Source organism: uncultured Xanthomarina sp., assembly GCF_963971605.1.
GTDB lineage: Bacteria > Bacteroidota > Bacteroidia > Flavobacteriales > Flavobacteriaceae > Xanthomarina > Xanthomarina gelatinilytica.
Genome location: NZ_CAXATZ010000008.1, coordinates 69,248 through 86,971, shown reverse-complemented (window position 1 = coordinate 86,971; position 17,724 = coordinate 69,248). Strand labels below are relative to the sequence as shown.

General features: G+C 34.7%; 19 protein-coding genes. 4 read left to right on the top strand and 15 right to left on the bottom strand.

Annotated elements, in window-relative coordinates; translation table 11 throughout:
• Positions 1–6: 6 nt before the first annotated feature.
• From AACY93_RS05165 to AACY93_RS05125, 9 genes are all read right to left on the bottom strand, one after another.
• Complete coding sequence (locus AACY93_RS05165) at positions 7–654, bottom strand: sterol desaturase family protein (RefSeq protein ID WP_007649978.1); 648 nt, start codon at positions 652–654, stop codon at positions 7–9.
• A 61-nt stretch (positions 655–715) separates the two neighbouring features.
• Positions 716–2,188, bottom strand: a complete 1,473-nt coding sequence (gene guaB / locus AACY93_RS05160; RefSeq protein WP_007649972.1) for an IMP dehydrogenase — start codon at positions 2,186–2,188, stop codon at positions 716–718.
• Positions 2,189–2,261: 73 nt separating this feature from the next.
• Positions 2,262–2,966 carry an Insecticidal toxin complex protein gene (locus tag AACY93_RS05155; RefSeq protein ID WP_286853207.1) on the bottom strand — a complete coding sequence of 235 codons (705 nt, stop codon included), beginning with the start codon at positions 2,964–2,966 and terminating at the stop codon, positions 2,262–2,264.
• Positions 2,967–3,008: 42 nt separating this feature from the next.
• Entirely contained in the window at positions 3,009–3,503 is a 495-nt protein-coding gene (locus AACY93_RS05150) for a hypothetical protein (RefSeq protein WP_286853208.1), read from the bottom strand.
• 1 nt (position 3,504) lies between these two features.
• Positions 3,505–4,032, bottom strand: coding sequence for an FMN-binding protein (locus AACY93_RS05145; RefSeq protein ID WP_286853209.1), 528 nt, complete (start codon positions 4,030–4,032; stop codon positions 3,505–3,507).
• 110 nt (positions 4,033–4,142) lie between these two features.
• Complete coding sequence (locus tag AACY93_RS05140; RefSeq protein WP_007649962.1) at positions 4,143–5,321, bottom strand: porin; 1,179 nt, start codon at positions 5,319–5,321, stop codon at positions 4,143–4,145.
• A gap of 169 nt (positions 5,322–5,490) precedes the next feature.
• Complete coding sequence (locus tag AACY93_RS05135; protein ID WP_007649960.1) at positions 5,491–6,354, bottom strand: hydroxymethylglutaryl-CoA lyase; 864 nt, start codon at positions 6,352–6,354, stop codon at positions 5,491–5,493.
• Between the two features lie 30 nt (positions 6,355–6,384).
• Positions 6,385–7,032 carry a LysE family translocator gene (locus AACY93_RS05130; RefSeq protein ID WP_286853210.1) on the bottom strand — a complete coding sequence of 216 codons (648 nt, stop codon included), beginning with the start codon at positions 7,030–7,032 and terminating at the stop codon, positions 6,385–6,387.
• A gap of 19 nt (positions 7,033–7,051) precedes the next feature.
• Complete coding sequence (locus AACY93_RS05125; protein ID WP_286853211.1) at positions 7,052–8,083, bottom strand: quinone-dependent dihydroorotate dehydrogenase; 1,032 nt, start codon at positions 8,081–8,083, stop codon at positions 7,052–7,054.
• Positions 8,084–8,206: 123 nt separating this feature from the next.
• Here AACY93_RS05125 and pepT point away from each other — a divergent pair, with 123 nt between their 5' ends.
• Entirely contained in the window at positions 8,207–9,451 is a 1,245-nt protein-coding gene (gene pepT / locus AACY93_RS05120) for a peptidase T (protein ID WP_286853213.1), read from the top strand.
• A gap of 45 nt (positions 9,452–9,496) precedes the next feature.
• A complete protein-coding gene (locus AACY93_RS05115) occupies positions 9,497–10,093 on the top strand; it encodes a DUF1801 domain-containing protein (protein WP_286853215.1) in 597 nt (198 codons plus the stop codon).
• A 104-nt stretch (positions 10,094–10,197) separates the two neighbouring features.
• Here AACY93_RS05115 and yajC read toward each other — a convergent pair whose 3' ends face one another.
• From yajC to AACY93_RS05095, 4 genes are all read right to left on the bottom strand, one after another.
• The gene (gene yajC, locus AACY93_RS05110; protein WP_286853217.1) at positions 10,198–10,494 is read right to left on the bottom strand and encodes a preprotein translocase subunit YajC; all 297 of its coding nucleotides are present in this window, start codon (positions 10,492–10,494) and stop codon (positions 10,198–10,200) included.
• Positions 10,495–10,498: 4 nt separating this feature from the next.
• A complete protein-coding gene (locus AACY93_RS05105; RefSeq protein ID WP_286853218.1) occupies positions 10,499–11,056 on the bottom strand; it encodes a DUF1573 domain-containing protein in 558 nt (185 codons plus the stop codon).
• 54 nt (positions 11,057–11,110) lie between these two features.
• Positions 11,111–12,022: a transcription antitermination factor NusB gene (nusB, locus tag AACY93_RS05100; protein ID WP_286853220.1), complete on the bottom strand. Its 912-nt coding sequence runs from the start codon at positions 12,020–12,022 to the stop codon at positions 11,111–11,113.
• Positions 12,023–12,184: 162 nt separating this feature from the next.
• Positions 12,185–13,288 (bottom strand): Glu/Leu/Phe/Val dehydrogenase, encoded by a 1,104-nt coding sequence (locus AACY93_RS05095; RefSeq protein ID WP_286853221.1) that lies wholly within the window; start codon positions 13,286–13,288, stop codon positions 12,185–12,187.
• 144 nt (positions 13,289–13,432) lie between these two features.
• Between AACY93_RS05095 and AACY93_RS05090 the strand changes: the two genes are divergently transcribed.
• Positions 13,433–15,187, top strand: coding sequence for an ABC transporter ATP-binding protein (locus tag AACY93_RS05090; protein ID WP_286853223.1), 1,755 nt, complete (start codon positions 13,433–13,435; stop codon positions 15,185–15,187).
• Positions 15,188–15,332: 145 nt separating this feature from the next.
• A complete protein-coding gene (locus AACY93_RS05085; protein WP_007649934.1) occupies positions 15,333–15,716 on the top strand; it encodes a PUR family DNA/RNA-binding protein in 384 nt (127 codons plus the stop codon).
• Between the two features lie 61 nt (positions 15,717–15,777).
• On the opposite strand, the gene AACY93_RS05080 is transcribed toward AACY93_RS05085, so the two are convergent.
• Positions 15,778–16,767, bottom strand: coding sequence for a lysophospholipid acyltransferase family protein (locus AACY93_RS05080; RefSeq protein ID WP_286853224.1), 990 nt, complete (start codon positions 16,765–16,767; stop codon positions 15,778–15,780).
• A 38-nt stretch (positions 16,768–16,805) separates the two neighbouring features.
• Positions 16,806–17,720, bottom strand: coding sequence for a bile acid:sodium symporter family protein (locus AACY93_RS05075; protein WP_286853225.1), 915 nt, complete (start codon positions 17,718–17,720; stop codon positions 16,806–16,808).
• Positions 17,721–17,724: the final 4 nt, after the last annotated feature.

Sequence of the window (17,724 nt, the reverse complement as noted above, 5' to 3'; positions counted from 1 at the left end):
CTAAATTTAAGCTTTCTTTTTTTCCTTTTTAGGAGGCATGGTTCCAAATACTCTATCCCAAAACGTATTGGAAACACCAAACGCTTTATTGGGATATTTGTAATGATGCAGACTATGATGGTGCCATAAATCCCTAAAACGTTTGGGAGGACGCATTACATGTGTGGCTCTATGCACAAAAGAGTACATTAAATAGCCTATAAAAAAGCCAGGGAAAAACCCATAGACCAAATTTGAATACCCAATCATCCAAAAAACAACATAAAACATCCCGAACAACAAAGAAGCCAGGATGATACCAGGAACTGGTGGCATTAATAAACGTTCTTTATCTGTTGGGTAATGATGATGCGCTCCATGCATGATAAAATGAAACCTTTGAGACCATTTAGCTTCTGTAACCCAATGAAACACAAAACGATGTAACATATATTCAGCAAACGTCCAAAAGAACAAACCAAATACAAACAAACCTAAAAAAGCCCAAACACTCAATCCTATAACACCTATAGCTATATAGACCAAAATGGCATTAACCAAACCATAAACTATAATATTTGAGATAGGGTCTGTTTTGGTTAACCGTTCCAAAAAGGGATTCTTAAATATTTCTGCCTGACCGGTTTGAAAATCTGTTGTTACTTCAGGTTTCATAATTCTAACTTATTTATTATTACAAAATTATAAAAATTAAAAGATAGACTAAAAAAAATATCTATCTGGAATAATTTGGCGATTCTTTGGTAATGGTCACGTCGTGAGGATGGCTTTCATTAATTCCAGAGGCTGTAATTTTTACAAACTGTCCAGTTTCTTTTAAGGTAGCAATATCTTTTGCACCACAATATCCCATTCCAGCTCTCAACCCTCCTACAAACTGATGGATGCTTTCAAACAATTCCCCTTTATAAGCCACGCGTCCAACTATGCCTTCTGGCACCAACTTTTTAATATCATCTTCTACATCTTGGAAATAACGGTCTTTACTACCTTGTTTCATAGCTTCCACAGAACCCATACCTCTATAAGACTTGAATTTTCTTCCTTCATAAATAATGGTTTCACCAGGACTTTCTTTGGTTCCTGCCAATAGAGAGCCAAGCATCACGCAATCTGCTCCTGCAGCAATGGCTTTAGGAATATCGCCTGTATAACGAATACCTCCATCTGCAATAATGGGAACACCACTTCCTTTAATGGCTTCAGCCACATCCAAAACAGCTGAAAATTGTGGGAATCCAACTCCAGCAACCACACGTGTGGTGCAAATAGAACCTGGACCAATACCAACTTTTATTGCATCTGCTCCTGCTTCCACTAAATATTTGGCTGCTGCACCTGTGGCTATATTTCCTACAATGACATCCAGTTCTGGAAATTTAGCTTTTACTTGTTTTAAAACTGCCACAACCCCTTTGGTATGGCCATGAGCTGTATCTATTATAACAGCATCCACACCAGACTTTACCAAAGCTTCGGTACGTTCCACAGCATCTGCTGTTACTCCAAGAGCGGCAGCTACACGTAAGCGTCCATATACATCTTTATTTGAAATAGGTTTTTGAGTTAGTTTGGTAATATCCCTAAAGGTTATTAAACCTGCTAATTTATAATTGTCGTCAACAATCAATAATTTTTCAATTTTATGGTCTTGCAAAATTACTTCTGCTTGCTGTAAAGAGGTTCCAACTGGTGCTGTTACCAATCTGTCGCTAGTCATTACTTCTACTATGGGTTTTTCACCATCTTTTTCAAAACGCAAGTCTCTATTGGTTACAATCCCTTTTAAAAACCCTTGGTCATCAACAATGGGAATACCTCCTATACTGTGCTCTTTCATGTTTTGTTTGGCATCAACAACCTTGGCATCTGTAGTAAGCGTTACAGGGTCTGTGATCATACCGCTTTCTGCACGTTTCACTTTTCTAACTTCGTTGGCTTGTTGTGCTATTGTCATGTTTTTATGAAGCACACCAATGCCACCTTCACGTGCAATGGCAATAGCCATAGCACTTTCTGTAACCGTATCCATAGCTGCAGAGACTATTGGGATGTTTATGGTAATATTTTTAGTGAATTTGGTTTGAATGTTTACTTCGCGAGGTAATACTTCTGAGTAAGCAGGTACCAATAGGACGTCGTCGTAGGTTAAACCTTCGCCAACAATTTTGTTTGAATGTGATGTCATGATGCAATTACATTTATAATTGCGTGCAAATGTACAATATTTATGGCGATTTAAGTTTTAAGTTTTTATTAAATTATTGGTATTCGGTTTTACAATAAACCCTTAAAGTGTTTAAAGCATAGTCATATCTATTTTCTTTGTTTGATAAATCGCCAGTAAATGCGACTTCCTTCGGTACCATAAACGTGTAAATGCATTTTCCTTTGGCCATTTTGTCGATGGTTTTTAAGGTCCTGGCATCAACCTCTTTATAAATTTCATCCAACCAGACATATTGTTCCTGGTAAATAATGTTTTCATCCCAAGTCAATGCTTCATCAGATTGTAATACCGAATCTGAAAAATAAAGTTCCCGAACCGTTTCAAAAGCCTTCATAAAAACCGTTTCGCTACCTTTTTCTGCATAATGTTTCACTTCATTTCCAGTAAAGATGCTAAAAGGAAAGGATTTGATTTTTTCTAATTTATTTGAAATGAAATGTGCCATTTTAGGCCACACCACGTCCATTTTTTTTTCATTTAAAGCCTTGTTGAGCCATAAGTAAAAATCGGTTCGCTGTTTAATGGTTTGATATTCTGAAGAGAGATTGTGCTTTAAATTATACACATTGGCCTGTTGCCAAACCAAGGTGTTGTTTTTTCTGTCTTTCCGAAGCCAATCGGAAGCTTGAAGTTCTGTGTTTCCTGTTTGGGATTGATAGGTTTTTAAACAGTTCCACTCTTTGGAATGGCTGTTTAATGTTGAAAAAAAACACAATAAAATAAAAAAATGCCTCATAAAAATTAATCATTTGTCTTGTTAAAAGTACAAGAAAATAAATTATGAAGTCTTTTTTTCAAAAAGTTGATATAAAATAATTAAAATTGAAAGAGAGTAACTTGCTGTCATAAAAAAACCGGAAACCATTACAATATATTTCATCCATACAAGTCCTGACCAAAGCAAATAGAGGCCTCCAAAAGTAAGTACAACAGAAAGAAAAGGTTCAATCATTAAAAACAGTTTCAGTTTTTTATGAAGCTTGGTCGTGCTTAAAACAAGACCAACCAAAAAGAAAATAAGGGACATGGAGAGAATGTGGTTATGAACCAAGGTAAGCATTTCTTGTTCGCTTTTTTTGAATTTCATTACAGTGGCATCTTCATTGGATTCGTTTCCCAAAAACTGCTCTTCAATCCCATTTGGGTTTGCCGTTGAAGTTTCGCCCACAAAAAGCAAACCTGTATAAAAACCAACACTCAACACAATAACAAAAGCTGCGATCAATAGCTTTATTTCTTTTGGGAAGATATGTAACAATCCGTTTAGCTGCATGTTATATAATTTCTTTGGAATGAAGTATTTTAAGTGATTGCAACAAGTTATTCATTGCAGCAATCATGGATCTTACCGAAATGGTTGCTCCAGAAATGGCCATGATATTGTCTCCATATCTTAAATCGTCGTTTTGTGTTTTACCCACAAACTGTTTTAACCAACGTTTGCTTCCTATCTCGCCACCATAATCTTCTCTATACACTAAAACTTTGGCATTTAGCACCACCAATTCTGCATCTAAAAGTACCAAGTAATCAAACTGGTCTGTTTTGCTTGGCGCTTTGGATACATAAGCATATCCAAGTAGTTTGTTATTAGTTTGAATTTGAAAAAAGTTATCTGATCCAAATTCAGAAGGCAGCTGCTTGGAAATTTCAGCAGGAACCTTAAAAGGGTTAAATTGGAAGGTTTCTACCTGAAAGGTTTCAGATATTTCCTTATCCACTTTCTTTTGGATGTTTTTAGGCAGGCTTATATTTTGATAAACCAGAATAACCACTAGCATGACAATATATTTCAAATTCATTTTACAAAGATATTTTAAATGTTTAGGCTTAACAACTAAAAAGCCAAATAGCTAAAGTGACATGTGCATATCAACTTTAGCTATAGGACAATTAAAAACTAATTCTTGAATTAGAACCAAACACCAATTCCAAAATTCAATTGGTTTGGTAAGTCGTTATTTGTGGCATCGTTTTTAAACTGATAATCTGCTTTTACAACAGCTCCAGGAGTCAATTTATAACTTAAACCCAAGGTCCATTCGGTTCTGTTAAAAGCGTCATTCACCAACAGGTCCCCTTCTACTTTTGCATTGGTATCATAGTCTTCATAACGAGCAAAAGCATATAGTTGTTGTTCTTTTGTTAAAGGCAATAAATTAAAAGCAGCTTCTAAATACCAACCTTGCATAGCACTTCCCAAGCCTTGGGTAGGATCTGCATCTAAATCGTAATACAACTCATTGTAAGCTTCAGTATCTGTTAAACCTGCATAAACAAATTGTCCACGAGCTGTAAGTCTCTTATAAGCATATCTGGCATCCAATCCAACCATGGATAAACCAACGCTAGAGCCATCAATATCTTCAACATCGTCTTGTGCTTGAGAACGACCAACATATCCAGATAATCCCAAACGTAGTCCAGGAAGTCCGTAATAATCCAATTTTGCCGAAAGGTTAGGAGAATCTACCGTAGATTGAATCCCTTTTTGTCTTCCGTTTCTTAACCCATCTTTTCCTCCTAAAACTTTAGAACCGTTTACTGAAGCAAAACCTGTAAACACATATGCTTGATATCCTAGAGAAATCTCATCGAATCTACCGGAAACCCCAACCCCTATTTCTCTCCAGGTAGTTGGCACAATACTTTTATCCATGCTAGGACGCTCCACACCATTAAAAGTAGTAGGTTCGTGATATTCGTTAACAATGCCCATAGGCACTAACATTAAACCTCCTCTAAGGTTTACTCTATCAGATAAGCTATATTGTAAAAAAGCTTGTTCTACATATACTTCTTCTACGTGTTCCAACTCCACTTCTGTTACAAACTGTACTTTATCACTAAATTTGTAACCAAATAGCAATACAAGACGTTGCACATCCAACTCACCATTGTCTCCTTCTGGTTGGTTGTAAGTTATCTCTCCATAACCTCCAACGGTTACTCCAGAACTCACATTCCCAGATAAAATACGTTGTGCAGCATTTTCCTGTTGCTGTGGATTTGTGTATAAAGAGTCTGGAACGGTTTGCGAAAATGTCATGGTTGATATAAGTAAGGCCACGACCAATAATACGTTTTTCATTTTTAGTTAATTTGTTTTTATTTAGATTTATTATAAATAATTTTGATAAATATTCGGCAAAAGTAATACCTCATATCAAATCTTCAAAGTTTATTTAGATTAATTTAAAATAAAAAATTAACAAAATTTTTAACTTGCTGAAAACATGAAAATTATATGAAAAGAAATTTTAATGGTATGCTGAAAAAATCTTGGTGGCTTCGTTATAAGCGCTTTCAAAACTTAAAGCATTCAGGTTGGAAACTTTTTTTTGAGTGAAATATGAAAGCAACTTTTCTGTAGGCATATTACCTGTTAGCTCGTCTTTGGCCATTGGACAACCACCAAAACCTTGAATGGCTCCATCAAAGCGAGTACAGCCAGCGTTATAGGCTGCATCCACTTTTTCAAACCAGGTAGTAGGCGTGGTATGTAAATGTGCTCCAAATTCAATTTCTGGATACTTAGGTATTAAGTTTGAGAATAAATAACTGATGTTTTCTGGATTGGAACTACCAATGGTGTCGCTTAAGGACAAAATTTTAACTCCCATGTTATTGAGTCTTTCGGTCCACTCTCCTACTATGTCCACATTCCAGGGATCTCCATAAGGGTTTCCAAAGCCCATTGATATATAAACTACCACTTCTTTATCTGTTTTATCTGCAATTTCCAAAATCTCGTTTAACGTCACCACAGATTGCGCAATGGTTTTATGTGTATTTCGCATTTGAAAGTTTTCAGAAATGGAGAACGGATACCCTAAATAATCAATTTGTTGATGTACTGAAGCATCCTGTGCGCCACGAGTATTGGCTATAATGGCAAGAAGTTTGCTTTCTGTTTTACTTAAATCAAGTTGTTCTAGTACCTTGGCTGTATCCACCATTTGTGGAATGGCTTTTGGGGACACAAAACTCCCAAAGTCTATGGTATCAAAACCAACTCGTAACAAAGACTGAATGTACTGAACTTTTTTTTCTGTAGGAATAAAGTCTTTAATGCCTTGCATGGCATCTCGAGGGCATTCTATAACTTTAACGTGTTTTGACATTAGTTCTTCATTGGAGATGTAAAAATAGTACTATTTTTTAGAAAACAAGATGAAAACAGCAATTCCAACAAACACAACAATTTGCAACCATTTTAAATAACTCCCTATGTGTTTATGTTGCTGTATGTAATTAGAAATAGTGCCAGCCAAAATTGCAATGGATGAAAAAATAATGAAGGACACTGCCATAAACAAAAAGCCCAAAACATAAAACTGTGTGACATCACTTAAAGTGGTACTGAACAAAAATCCTGGAAACAAGGCCAAAAAAAACAAGGAAACCTTAGGGTTTAAAACATTCATTAAAAAACCTTGTTTAAACAATTGTAACACTGTTTTCTTTGGCACATGCCCAGATTTTAAATGTAAGGAAGCATCGCTTTTAAAAACCTTATAAGCTAAATACAACAAATAAGCAGCACCAAAAAGCTTAATAATTAAAAACAAATAATCGTTCTCTTTAATCAATACCGAAACACCAAAAGCCACTAGAGTAGTGTGTACCAAACAGCCAGAAATCAATCCGGAAACCGTTGCCAAACCAGAAGATTTTCCGTGTGATATGCTTTGCATGAGCACATAAATGTTATCAGGTCCTGGAGAAATAGCCAAGGCCGAAGTAGCAATTATAAACGATATGAGAATGTCGTAATTCAGGTAACAAATTTCTGTAAACATAAAGCAGTAAATTTATTTTCTACTGCAATAACGCTTTATTAATAGTCTTAACCAACTTAGGCCCTTCATAAATAAAACCTGTGTAAAGCTGTATTAAATCGGCTCCTGCATCTAGTTTTTCCAAGGCATCAGTGGCAGTATGTATGCCTCCTACTCCTATAATTGGGAAGGCTTTATTGCTTTTTTCTGCTAAAAACCTAATAACTTCTGTAGAACGGTTTGTTAATGGTTTTCCACTTAAACCTCCAGTTTCATCTTTCTTGTCACTTGTTAAGCCTTCTCTCGAAATGGTTGTGTTTGTTGCAATTACACCATCAATTTTAGTGTCGTTTACTATGGCAATGATATCCATTAATTGAGAATCTGTTAAATCTGGAGCTATTTTTAAAAGAATTGGTTTTGGGTTTTGTTTTTTTGAATTTTCACTTTTAAGTTCTTTAAGAAGCTTTGTTAAAGGCTCCTTATCCTGCAACTCACGAAGGTTTGGTGTATTTGGCGAACTTACGTTTACCACAAAATAATCAACATAATCATATAAAGCGTTGAAACAAACTTTATAATCGTTTACAGCTTCTTCATTGGAAGTGAGCTTATTTTTTCCAATATTCCCTCCAATTAAAATCCCACGTTCTTTAAAAGATTTCGAAGGTTTTTTAAGTCTTGTAACAGCTTCATCCACACCTCCATTATTAAAACCCATTCGGTTTATAATGGCTTTATCGGATTTTAATCTAAACAACCGCTTTTTTGGATTTCCAGGTTGTGCTTTTGGAGTCAGAGTTCCTATTTCAACAAAACCAAACCCTAGGTTTCCAAGCTCATTATAAAGTTTGGCATCTTTGTCAAATCCTGCAGCCAATCCTACAGGGTTTTTAAATGTTAAACCAAATAAGGTTCTTTCCAAACGCGAATCTTCAACAATATATAAACCTCTTAAAAGGCTGGGGATTAAAGGGATTTTATTGATGAAACGAAGCAAAGAAAATGTAAAATGGTGAATTTTCTCAGGATCAAAAAGAAAAAAAACGGGTCTAATAAGTAATTTGTACATAGTGGTTGTGTTGTTTGGCAAAAATACTATTCATTTGATTAAAAATGCTAACATTAGTTTTATAAATTATTGGTATTTTTGACAACGTTATCAACATCACATTCCTACAAAAAACATATCAAGATGATAGACAAACAACATATAATAAACAGATTTGTAAGCTACGTAACCATAGACACGGAATCCGATCCAAAAAGCGATACCACACCAAGCACCAAAAAACAATGGGATTTGGCCAACAAATTGGCTGAAGAACTAAAAGCCATTGGTATGCAAGATGTTACCATAGATGAGAATGCTTACATTATGGCAACCTTACCAAGCAATGTGGATCATGAAGTACCAACCATAGGCTTTATATCGCATTTTGATACCAGTCCAGATTTTACAGGAGCCAATGTAAAACCTCAGATAGTGGAAAATTACAATGGCAAGGACATTGTTTTAAATGCCGAAGAAGATATTGTATTGTCTCCAGACTATTTTGAAGACTTGCTGCTTTACAAAGGGCAAACACTTATAACCACAGATGGTACAACCCTTTTAGGAGCAGACGATAAAGCTGGGATCACAGAAATTGTTTCGGCGATGGAGTATTTGATCAATCATCCGGAAATACAACATGGACCTATTCGTGTTGGCTTTACTCCAGACGAAGAAATTGGTCGTGGTGCCCATAAATTCGATGTTGAAAAATTTGGTGCAGATTGGGCCTACACCATGGATGGCAGCCAAATTGGTGAGTTGGAATACGAAAACTTCAATGCTGCTGGAGCTGTGGTAAAGGTAAAAGGCAAGATTGTACATCCAGGATATGCCAAAGGAAAAATGGTTAATTCCATGTATATAGCAACCGAATTCATCAATTCCTTACCAAGGTTGGAAACACCAGAACATACCGAAGGATATGAGGGCTTTTTCCATCTGTACTCCATTCAAGGGGAAGTTGAAGAAACCATTTTGGAGTATATTATTAGGGATCACAACAAACAACATTTTGAAGCCAGGAAAGAAGTTATGGTTAAATTAACCAACGATATCAATGAACAATACGAAAGAGAGGTTATTACCATAGACATCAAAGACCAATATTTCAATATGAAAGAAAAGGTGGAACCTGTTATGCATATTGTGGATATTGCCGAAGAAGCCATGAAACAACTTGGCATCAAACCTTTAATAAAAGCCATTCGTGGTGGAACAGATGGTTCACAATTAAGTTATATGGGCCTACCTTGTCCCAATATTTTTGCTGGAGGTCATAATTTTCATGGTCGTTATGAGTATGTTCCTGTGGAAAGCATGATAAAAGCAACAGAAGTAATTTGCAAAATAGCAGAATTAACGGCTTTAAAAGCCAAAAACTAACGGATTTAGAAAAATTGTGATTTTTTAATTTCAAAAAACCCCATAATGAAAAAAGTAAGTTCTGTTGAAGAGTATATAGAAGAAAACTCCCATTTTGGTGAGGCTTTATCGCTTTTAAGAGATCTTATCAACACTACTGAATTGGAAGAAACCCTCAAATGGAATGCTCCTGTTTATACATTAAATGGTAAGAATGTGGTTGGACTTGGAGCTTTTAAAAATCATTTTGGGATATGGTTTTTTAATGGTGTTTTTTTAAAAGACAAAAACAATCTCTTGGAACAAGCCCAAGAAAAAACAAAGGGCTTAAGACAAATGCGATTTGAATCCATAGATGACGTAGACAAACATGCTGTTTTGGCTTATGTGACAGAAGCCATAGAAAATCAAAAATTGGGCAAAGAGATAAAACCAGAAAAAATGGGGAAAACGATTGTTATTCCCAAAGAGTTACAAATTGCATTGGAAACCAATAAAAACTTTCAAGCAGCTTTTAAGGCACTTACTCCAGGAAAACAACGTGAATATTGTGAATATATAGAATTGGCCAAGCAGAAAAAAACCAAAATGTCCAGATTGGAAAAAATAAAACCCATGATTTTAAAAGGTGTTGGATTAAACGATAAATACAAAAACCGTTAATGAATTTCCAGCTACCTAATGTTATCGATTCAACCTTTATTAAAAAAAGCTTCAGAAGAATTGTCTTCTAAAGCTTTTTTCTATTATATTAGTATCTAAACTAATTACTTTTTAGTTTCTGCAGGAGCATTCAACTTTTTACTCATTTCCATTGAAATGGCAGATTTGTCGAATTTTATTTTTCCAGCAAGTGTTTCAATAACACAACTGGAGTCAGCATCGTTTAACTCAACAATTTTTCCATGCATGCCACTTTTAGTAATTACTTTATCGCCACGTTTTAACTCGGCAGCAAACTTTTTTTCTTGTTTTTGACGTTTCATTTGAGGTGCAATCATAAAGAAATACACTACTACAAACATTAAAATAAACGGCAAAAAACTACTAATTCCTTCTCCCATGTAATTAATCGTGGTTATGACCTTCGTGACCTGGTTGTGTACTGGATTTTACGGCAGCTGGTGCTCCCATGGCTCCAACTGGTGCTTTTGCTTGAGCTGGTTTTACTGGTGCATTAGGATCTGGTTTAACAAAAGCAGTAATTTTTACAGTTTCTTTTCCTGCTTCTGTATTGGCAGTAATGGTAACTGTTTTAGAAACTTTATTGGCTCCAGTTCCATTAAACTTTACAGTAAAATGACCAGATTCCCCTGGTTGTAATGGTTCTTTACTCCAATCTTGAGGAACTGTACAACCACAAGAACTTTTAATATCTGTTATTACCAGTGGTGCTTCTCCAGTATTTGTATAATTGAAAACAGTTTCAACGTTTTGTTTGGATTCAATTTCACCAAAATCGTGTTCCGTTTTATCAAATGTAATTACTGGAAATTTTGAAGAATTTGCATCTCTTTCTGCTGCTACAGCAACGTTTTCTTCATTGATTTTTTTTGAAGCATCTTCTTTGCAAGATGAAAATGCTATTAAACAAAGAGCTGATAACCCTAAGATTGCTTTTTTCATGATAAATTATTTTTTTTGTTTAATTTAATTTGTAAAAGTAATAATAATTTCTAACTACATCAACCCTCTACCTGTTTTATTTAAGGTATCGGTTTCTTGATATTCTTTTACCAACTTATCCAAAATCCCATTTATAAAAATACTGCTCTTTGGAGTGGAGTATTCTTTAGCGATTTCCAAATATTCGTTTATGGTTACCTTTATAGGAATAGAAGGGAATTTCTGGATTTCGCAAATAGCCATTTTCAATAAAACCGTATCCAAACTGGCAATGCGCTCTGAGTCCCAATTTTGGGTCTTGCCTTTGATGACTTCAGAAAATTTGGATTGGTTTAACAGTGTTTTTTTAAACAGTTCAATAGCATAAGCTTTATCGTCCAGGTCTTTATAGAGTTTTGGTAAAAAGTACGTTGCCAAGGCGTCTTGTTTTACTTTACGTAAAAGTTTTAAAATGGCAGTGTTAACCACTGGCAGATCGTCTATCCATGTCAAGTTCTTATCTTCCAGATAATCGTACAATTTGTCATTTGGAGCTATAATGTCGCTAAAAATATCTACCACAAAAGCTCTATCCTCTTTAAAACTGGTGGTTTTGGTTTGCATGTATTGAGCATACAGATCGCTTGCCAATATTTCACGGAAAATAACATCCACATATTCGGAATCCAAATCCCAATTGGAGATCTTTCTCTGTTCCAATTCATCTTGAAGCAAGACATTGTTTTTTAGCATTAAAAGCACTTCGTTGTTTACCAGTTTTTTGTTGGGATTTTTTTCTTCCTTGGTAGCAAGGTGTTTTTTACTGGTTTTGTCCAGGTAATCTTCAGATTTTTTTTGGATTTCTATTAGTAAGGAAATCAATAATAAATACAAGTTGTAAATATTATCTAAACTGTGTAGCAAAAACTTTTGCTCTTTATCAAAACTATCACTTTCACCTCCTTTAAAGGAATAGATAGTTTGCATGACTTTAATTCTAATATGTCTTCTGTTTAGCATATGTACAAAGAACTTTAATGTGTAATTTTATATGAAATTCCTGTTTTATATAAACAACAATCTGCTTTCAATTAAAAAGGCGAAAGTTTTGTAACTCTCGCCTGGCAAAAATAATATTATTTTAAAGAATTATCTCTTATTCTCTTTTTTTCTTGTATCAATTCTATTTTGAGCTATGTTTAAAGCTGCATGGTTGGTTGTGATGTTATGCGTTTTAGCATTTGATAATATTTCCAAGGTAGTATTGTATATATTTTCGGTTTTACGCATAATCTCCTTTCTATCGTAACCTTCCAACTCTGCGTACACATTTATGATACCTCCAGCATTAATTAAAAAGTCTGGTGCATATACAATGTCTCTTTCTTGAAGGATTTTACCATGTTTTTCTTCAACAGCCAACTGATTGTTTGCTGCTCCAGCAATAACTTTGGCTTTAAGTTTGTATATGGTATCATCGTTAATAGTGGCTCCTAAAGCACATGGCGCATAAATATCCATGTCTTCTGAATATAAATCGCTGCCACCATAAATGGTAACACCATATTTTTTTCTGATGGCTTCCAAACGTTCCTGGTTGATATCTGCTATGGTTACTTTGGCTCCTTCGTCCACTAAATGCTCTACAAGGGCTTCCCCAACATTCCCAATACCTTGAACAAAAACCGTTTTGTCTTCCAAGACATCTGAACCAAATTTAAATTTAGCAGCAGCTTTCATTCCCATAAAAACTCCATAGCCTGTAATAGGAGACGGATTTCCAGCTCCACCCAACTCTTCGGATATTCCTGTTACATAAGGGGTTACCTGTCTTACCAAATCCATATCTGCTGTTTCCATTCCAACATCTTCAGCAGTAATATATCTTCCACTTAGAGAATGAACAAACTCACCAAATTTTTTCATTAACTCTGGCGTTTTTTGAGTTTTTGCATCTCCTATGATAACGGCTTTACCACCACCAAGGTTCAATCCGGTTATGGCAGATTTATATGTCATACCTCTAGAAAGACGAAGCACATCATTTAAAGCTTCCCATTCATTGGTGTAATTCCACATTCTGGTTCCTCCAAGTGCTGGACCTAAAACAGTATTATGGATTCCAATTATTGCTTTTAATCCTGTATCTTTGTCGTTGCAAAACACAACTTGTTCATGATTATCGAATGAAAGTTGACCGAAAACCGGATCAGCTTTGTGAAGTTCGTTTGCGTTGATAACGTCTGTAACCATTTTTTTATATTTTAAAGTTATAGGTTGTGTTTTTAGATTTTTTTTAAAAACAACGTGCAAAATTAGTCCATTATTAAGGTTTACACAAATTATTAATGCTAAAAAGCGAAATTGTTAAAAACTTTATCTGTTTCCATAAGTTAAATGAAAGAACTACAACATCTTAACAAGTATTTTTTTAAGTATAAATGGCAAATAATTATTGGGATCCTAATAACCATTGTCTCTAAAATTTTTCTCTTGTTCACTCCAGAACTTATTGGGAGTTCCATTGATGTGGTTAACGAATACCTTCAAGGTGAAGTTTCAGATATTGCTACTGTTAAAAAAGAGCTATTAATAAACATAGTATACATTATTGGAGCTGCCTTGATTACTGGTATTTTAACCTTTTTTATGAGGCAAACCATAATAAATGTGTCGCGATACATAGAATACGATTTAAAAAATGAAATCTATAAGCATTACCAAGTGCTGCCTTTAAAATTCTATAAAAACAATCGTACTGGAGATTTAATGAACAGAATAAGTGAAGATGTTGGGCGTGTACGCATGTATGTAGGTCCTGCCATTATGTACAGTATCAACACCATTACCTTATTTGCCATATCCATAGGTTTTATGTACAAACAAGCGCCTTTATTAACGCTTTACACCATTATTCCTTTACCTATATTGTCTTTTATTATTTATAAGTTAAGTAAGGAAATACATAAAAGAAGTACCATAGTCCAACAATATTTGTCGCATTTATCCTCTTCAACCCAGGAGTCTTTTAGTGGCATTTCCATCATTAAAGCCTATGGTTTGGAAACCATAACCTCAAAAAACTTCCATGATTTATCAGAAACCAGCAAACAAAAACAATTAAACCTTGTAAAGGTAAACGCCTTCTTCTTCCCTATGATGATTTTACTTATAGGTATTAGCAACCTGATTGTAATTTATGTGGGTGGACTTCAATATATTCATGGCGACATTAGCTTGGGTGTTATTACAAAATTCATCATATATGTAAACATGCTTACTTGGCCAGTAGCAACCGTTGGTTGGGTAACCTCTATTGTCCAGCAAGCAGAAGCTTCCCAAAAGCGAATCAATGAATTTTTAAAAATTACACCGGAAATTACCAATACAGCCCAAGAACCTTCAAACATTATTGGTGACATTGAGTTTAAAAATGTACATTATACCTACAACGATACGAATATTGAAGCCCTGAAAGGCATTTCTTTTAAACTAAAACACGGTAAAACCTTGGCCATTATTGGTAAAACAGGATCGGGAAAATCCACCATTTTAGATTTAATAGGAAGGCTTTATGATATTGATAAAGGCGAGTTACTCATAGATCAAAAACCTATAGACAAACTTCATTTAACCAGTTTAAGGGACAGCATTGGTTATGTACCTCAAGATGCTTTTTTGTTTTCTGACACCATAAAAAACAACATTAAATTTGGGAAAGAAAATGCTACAGACCAAGAAGTTATTCAAGCAGCAAAATATGCACAAGTACACAATAACATCATGGGCTTTTCCAAAGGCTACGATACCGTTTTGGGAGAAAGGGGCATCACCTTGTCAGGAGGTCAAAAACAGCGTATTTCAATTGCAAGAGCTATAATTAAAGACCCAAAGATTTTATTGTTTGACGATTCTTTATCTGCTGTAGACACAGAAACCGAAGAACAGATATTAAAGCACCTGCAAGATTTGGCTCAAGGTAAAACAACCATTATTGTGAGCCACAGAGTCTCTTCGGTTAAAAATGCCGATCAAATTATTGTCCTGGACGATGGTAACATTGTACAATCTGGAAATCATGAAAGCTTAATAAACACTGATGGTTACTACAAAAATCTATACTTAAAGCAATTAAGCGAAACCAATCAATAACTATTAAAGGACAGTTAGTTACAATAAAAGTTGTTTTAATTCTAAACATTTGTTGTAAATTGAATGAAAAGAAATAACACAAAATGTTGGTTGGTAACTCTTTTTTTTAGATTTTTGGAAAACTATTATAAACAACAATACGATTATGAATAATAATGATATGATGGAGAAAGAAGAGATTTTTTCTAAAGTATTAAGAGCTGGAAGAAGAACTTATTTCTTTGATGTTAGATCTACTAAAGCTGGAGACTATTACCTAACTGTTACTGAAAGTAAAAAGTTTACAAACGATGATGGTTCGTTTCATTATAAAAAACATAAAATCTATCTATACAAAGAAGATTTTACAGAGTTCAACAGTATTTTAAATGAAATGACAGATTATATCATTAACGAAAAAGGAGATGAAGTCATCAGTGAGCGTCATCAAAAAGACTTTAAAAAAGAATATGATACAGACACAGTGGAAACGTCTGTGGATGGCTCTTCTACTGAAAAATTTACGGATGTGGATTTTGACGACATTTAAAAAACAAAACTTATACCTAAAAAGCCATTACTCCGTAGTGGCTTTTTTTTATACATAAAAATTACAATTTGACACTTAGCAAAGCTATAATCAAGACAGTTATAAAATAGACCAAGGCATAGACCAAACCAAAATAAAATGCCATAAATACAGCACAAAGCAACATCCAAATAGGCACCAAGGTTATGGCAATGGCAAACCTAAATGTAGCGATGAACTCTACCTCAACTATTTTAGGCTTTACATAATATCTCCAAATGAATACAGGCACAAAAAGACTTAAAACGAGCAAGCCCCTAAAAATTTGCTTGATTACGTTGTTATTGGTTTTTACTGTACTTTGACAATCTTTGAAATGTGATTCAATACATTTGTTAACTGCTATCGGATTTAAAAAATCAACCTGCAACAAGTTTAATTTCTCAATGGTTTGCTTGTAAACCTCTGCATCTATATGTGTGGTTAAGCCCTTTAATTTTTCTTGTACAATGTGTCTTAAAGCTACTATTTCTTGATTGGAAAATGTAGAAACCATGGTTCTTGCTGGAATGGGTTTGCCATAATACAAGGCCACGCTATCTCCAAAAGTAGTCCCTTCTTTGTAATTTAAACCAATGGGAACCAATTGCAAATCCAATTCCGGGTATGTGGTCAAAGTTTCAAAAATAATTCGGGTAAACCCTTTGCTTAAGGGCCTAACCGTTCTGTTTATATGATGATTCCCCTCAGGGAAAAGCGCAACTGCTTCGTTGTTTTTAAGCTTCTGGGTACAAGTTTTAAATATGTAATTGTTTTTACTTATGGTACTCCAACCATCCCTAACCCTATATACTGGTAACATGTTTACACTGTATAGCAATTTTGAAACCAACTTTTTCTTAAACACACTAGCTCGCGTTAAAAAATAAGAAAACCTTCCAGAAGTGGTAGCTATCAATAAAGCATCAATTAAAGCATTCTGGTGGTTGGACAATAACAAAATAGGTTTGTTTTTAGGAATAACTTCTTCCTTAACAACACTTATTTTTTTGTAATAAAAAAAAAGTCCCATGCTTAGGTAAACCCTAACCATATGTAACCAAAGTTTTTTCAAGATACTTCCAATATTTTCTTTTCTTTATAAGACCAATAATAAGAGATAACCAAGCCTGAAACTATATGCCATATGCCCCAAAATGCAGCCATAATGGCCATTCCTCCCAAACCATTGAAAAAAGTAAAAATGAGCAGCAATCCCAATCCAGAATTTTGAATTCCAGTTTCTATAGCCAATGTTTTTTGATTTTGATATGACAGCTTAAAGGCTCTTGCAACCATAAAACCAAGTAAAATGGCCAAAAAATTATGCAGGACTCCAATACCAATTACATGATGAGCATAGGTATTGAATACATCAATATTATTGGTAAAAGCTATAACAACTATCACCACAAACACTAAAATAGATAATGGTTTTAAACGTTTTGAAATTAATATTGCCAAGTTTTCGTTTTTTGCCCGAAACAACATACCCAAGACCAAAGGGATTCCTAATATAACAACCACAAGCTCCAATAACTCCAAAGGATTTAACTGAACTTCTTTTAACAGTAAAGAGGTTGGCTCATACAAATATCCATAAAACTGAAAGTTAAATGGCGTCATAAACACAGCAATAAAAGTGGCAAACGCAGTTAAACTAACCGATAGTGCTGTATTTCCATTGGCAAGATGCGTCATAAAATTGGAAATATTACCTCCAGGGCAAGCTGCAACCATCATCATACCCAAAGCTATGCTTGGTTGCGGCTGTATAATTAAAACCAGTAAAAAAGTAATCAATGGCAATAAAACAAATTGCAGCAACACTCCAATCAACACCAGTTTGGGCTGTTTGAACAAGCGTTTAAAATCCCCTGGTTTTATCCCCAATGCTACACCAAACATAATCACTGCCAAGGCTATGTTTAATACCCAAAGGCTTTGGTTATCGAAATTAATTTTCACCTTATCAAGTTCCAACATGAAT